We start from the raw sequence: 3,601 nt of genomic DNA, 5'->3' as shown, positions 1-3,601 counted from the left end.
CTCAGAACTGCGCTTCGCTCAACGCATTGACCGGCGCCGCCCCCGCCACGATGGCGTCGCGCAAGCCCGATGCCTGCGACAGGATATGCTCCGCGAAGAAATGCGCGGTGGCGATCTTGGCGTCGAGGAACGCCGGATCCTCGCCGCGCTTCGCTTCCGCCGCCAGCATCGCCCGGCCCAGCTGCCAGCCCGAGAACACGATGCCGCACAGCTTCAGGTAAGGCACGCTGCCGGCGAACACGGCGTTGGGGTCCGACTTGGCGTTGGCCACCACGAATGCCACCACCGCCTCCAGCGCCGCGCGCCCCTTGGCCAGTTGCGCCTGCACCGCGGCGAACGCCGCGCCACCGTGCGCGCCCAGCGCCGCCTCGGTTCCCGCGATCTGCGCGCAGATGCCGCGCGCCACCGCGCCGCCGTCGCGCACGGTCTTGCGGCCGACCAGGTCGTTGGCCTGGATCGCCGTCGTGCCTTCGTAGATCGGCAGGATGCGGGCGTCGCGATAATGCTGGGCCGCGCCGGTTTCCTCGATGAAGCCCATGCCGCCGTGCACCTGCACGCCCAGGCTGGTGACATCGATCGACAGCTCGGTGCTCCAGCCCTTGACGATGGGCACCATGAACTCGTAGAAGGCCTGGTTCTGCCCGCGCACCGCTTGGTCCGGGTGCTGGTGCGCCGCATCGCACGCCGCCGCGGCCACGTACGCCACCGCGCGCGCGCCCTCGATCAGCGCACGCATGGTCATCAGCATGCGCTTGACGTCCGGGTGATGGATGATCGTCACCGCCTCGCGCGCGGAGCCGTCGACCGGACGGCTTTGCACGCGCTCGCGGGCAAAGGCCACCGCCTGCTGGTAGGCCCGCTCGGACACGGCGATCCCCTGCATGCCCACCGAGAAGCGCGCCGAGTTCATCATGATGAACATGTATTCCAGACCGCGGTTTTCCTCGCCGACCAGCGTGCCGATGGCGCCGCCATGGTCGCCGAACTGCAGCACGGCGGTGGGGCTGGCCTTGATGCCCAGCTTGTGCTCGATCGATACGCAATGCGCATCGTTGCGCGCCCCCGTCGAGCCGTCTTCGTTCACCAGGAACTTGGGCACGATGAACAGCGAGATGCCCTTGACGCCCTCGGGCGCCGTCGGCGTACGCGCCAGCACGAGATGGACGATGTTCTGCGCCATGTCGTGCTCGCCGTAGGTGATGAAGATCTTGGTGCCGAACAGCTTGTAGGTCCCGTCGCCCTGCGGCTCGGCGCGCGTGCGCACCGCGGCCAGGTCCGAGCCGGCCTGCGGCTCGGTCAGGTTCATGGTGCCGGTCCATTCGCCGGAGATCAGCTTGGGCAGGAACATGGCCTTCTGCGCGTCGCTGCCCGCGGTCAGCAAGGCCTCGATGGCGCCGTCGGTCAGCAACGGGCACAGGGCGAACGACAGGTTGGCCGTGTTGAGCATCTCGTTGCAGGCGGTGGCGATCAGCTTGGGCAGGCCCTGGCCGCCGAACTCCTGCGGATGCAGCACGCCCTGCCAGCCGCCCTCGCCAAACTGGCGGAACGCGTCCTTGAACCCGGGCGTGGTGGTGACCACGCCGTCCTTCCAGCTGCTGGGATCGGTGTCGCCGATGCGGTTGAGCGGCGCCACCACCTGCTCGTTGAACTTGGCGGCCTCGTCGAGCACCGCCTGCGCGGTCTCCGGCGTGGCGTCCTCGAAACCGGGCAGCTTGCTGACGGCGTCCAGGCCGGCCAGTTCGTTCATCACGAACAACATGTCTTTGAGCGGGGCACGGTAGGTCATCGATGTCTCCGGATAGGTATAAAAAAAGCCGTTCTCGGGCAGGCCCGGAACGGCTAGTACTTCCTGATCGGACCCGGCGAGTCGAACGCCGCGCCAGGTCGCGTGGATCAGCCCAGCGCCGCCACCAGCTCTGGCACCACGGTGTTCAGGTCGCCCACCAGGCCATAGTCGGCCACCGAGAAGATCGGCGCTTCGGCGTCCTTGTTGATCGCCACGATCACCTTGGAATCCTTCATGCCGGCCAGATGCTGGATCGCGCCGGAAATGCCGACGGCGATGTACAGCTGCGGCGCAACGATCTTGCCGGTCTGGCCGACCTGGTAATCGTTGGGCACGAAGCCGGCATCGACGGCGGCGCGGGATGCGCCCATCGCGGCGTTCAGCTTGTCGGCCAGCGGCGTCAGCACCTTGGTGTAGTTCTCGCCGGAACCCACGCCACGGCCACCGGACACGATGATCTTGGCGGCGGTCAGCTCGGGGCGGTCGCTCTTGGTCACTTCGCGCGAAACGAATTGCGAGATGCCGGCGTCGGCCACGGCCGGCAGGTTTTCCACGGCGGCCGAGCCACCTTCGGCAGCGGCGGCGTCAAAGCCGGTGGTGCGCACGGTGATGACCTTGACCTTGTCCGACGATTGCACGGTCGAGATCGCGTTGCCGGCGTAGATCGGGCGCTCGAAGGTATCCGGGCCGTCCACCTTGGTGATGTCCGACAGCTGGGCTACGTCCAGCTTGGCGGCCACGCGCGGCAGGATGTTCTTGCCGTAGGGGGTGGCGGGCGCCAGGATGTGGCTGTAGTCGCTGGCGATGGCCAGCGCTTGCTCGGCCACGTTCTCGGCCAGGCCGTCGCCGAAATACGGGGCATCGGCCAGCAGTACCTTGGACACGCCGGCGATCTTGGCGGCAGCGGCGGCTGCAGCAGCGGCGTTGGCGCCGGCCACCAGCACGTGGACGTCGCCGCCGCACTGGAGAGCTGCCGTCACGGTGTTCAGCGTGGCGCCCTTGATGGATTGGTTGTCGTGTTCAGCAATGACGAGTGCAGTCATGTTTTATCTCCTGGCGCGCTCAGATGACCTTGGCTTCGTTCTTCAGCTTTTGCACCAGCGTCGCAACGTCCGGCACCATCACACCCGCGCTGCGCTTGGGCGGCTCGACGACCTTGAGGGTCTTCAGCCGGGGCGCCACGTCCACGCCGAGATCTTCCGGCTTGACGGTGTCGAGCTGCTTCTTCTTGGCCTTCATGATGTTGGGCAGCGTCACATAGCGCGGCTCGTTCAGGCGCAGGTCGGTGGTCACCATCGCCGGCAGCTTGATCGACAGGGTCTCCAGACCGCCGTCCACTTCGCGCGTCACCGACGCCCGGCCATCGGCCACCACCACCTTGGAGGCGAAGGTCGCTTGCGGCAGGCCTGCCAGCGCGGCCAGCATCTGGCCGGTCTGGTTGGAGTCGTCGTCGATGGCCTGCTTGCCCAGGATCACCAGTTGCGGCTGTTCCTTGTCGACCAGCGCCTTGAGCAGCTTGGCCACCGCCAGCGGTTGCAGGTCTTCGTTCGACTCGACCAGGATGCCGCGGTCGGCGCCGATCGCCATCGCGGTCCGCAGGGTTTCCTGGCACTGGGCAACGCCGCACGAGACGGCGATCACCTCGGTGGCCACCCCGGCTTCCTTCAGACGCACCGCTTCTTCCACGGCGATTTCGTCAAACGGGTTCATGCTCATCTTGACGTTGGCCAGATCCACGCCCGTACCGTCCGACTTCACCCGGACCTTGACGTTGTAATCCACCACGCGCTTGACTGCGACGAGTACTTTCATGCG

The 3,601-nt window shown here is 67.0% G+C and carries 3 protein-coding genes; all 3 read right to left on the bottom strand.

The window, feature by feature from the left end:
* Position 1 precedes the first annotated feature (1 nt).
* Positions 2-1,786 carry an acyl-CoA dehydrogenase gene (locus AC3FOF_RS44420; protein WP_488730301.1) on the bottom strand — a complete coding sequence of 595 codons (1,785 nt, stop codon included), beginning with the start codon at positions 1,784-1,786 and terminating at the stop codon, positions 2-4.
* Positions 1,787-1,893: 107 nt separating this feature from the next.
* Positions 1,894-2,829 carry an electron transfer flavoprotein subunit alpha/FixB family protein gene (locus tag AC3FOF_RS44415; RefSeq protein WP_488730300.1) on the bottom strand — a complete coding sequence of 312 codons (936 nt, stop codon included), beginning with the start codon at positions 2,827-2,829 and terminating at the stop codon, positions 1,894-1,896.
* A gap of 19 nt (positions 2,830-2,848) precedes the next feature.
* A complete protein-coding gene (locus tag AC3FOF_RS44410) occupies positions 2,849-3,598 on the bottom strand; it encodes an electron transfer flavoprotein subunit beta/FixA family protein (RefSeq protein ID WP_488726591.1) in 750 nt (249 codons plus the stop codon).
* Positions 3,599-3,601 lie beyond the last annotated feature (3 nt).

This window comes from Cupriavidus sp. 96C5-1 (genome assembly GCF_057798855.1).
This window is presented reverse-complemented; position numbering and strand designations above follow the sequence as displayed.

Excerpts from the sequence above, each read along its gene's own strand:
- AC3FOF_RS44420 (WP_488730301.1), bottom strand. The coding sequence starts at position 1,786 with ATGACCTACCGTGCCCCGCTCAAAGACATGTTGTTCGTGATGAACGAA.
- AC3FOF_RS44415 (WP_488730300.1), bottom strand. The coding sequence starts at position 2,829 with ATGACTGCACTCGTCATTGCTGAACACGACAACCAATCCATCAAGGGC.
- AC3FOF_RS44410 (WP_488726591.1), bottom strand. The coding sequence starts at position 3,598 with ATGAAAGTACTCGTCGCAGTCAAGCGCGTGGTGGATTACAACGTCAAG.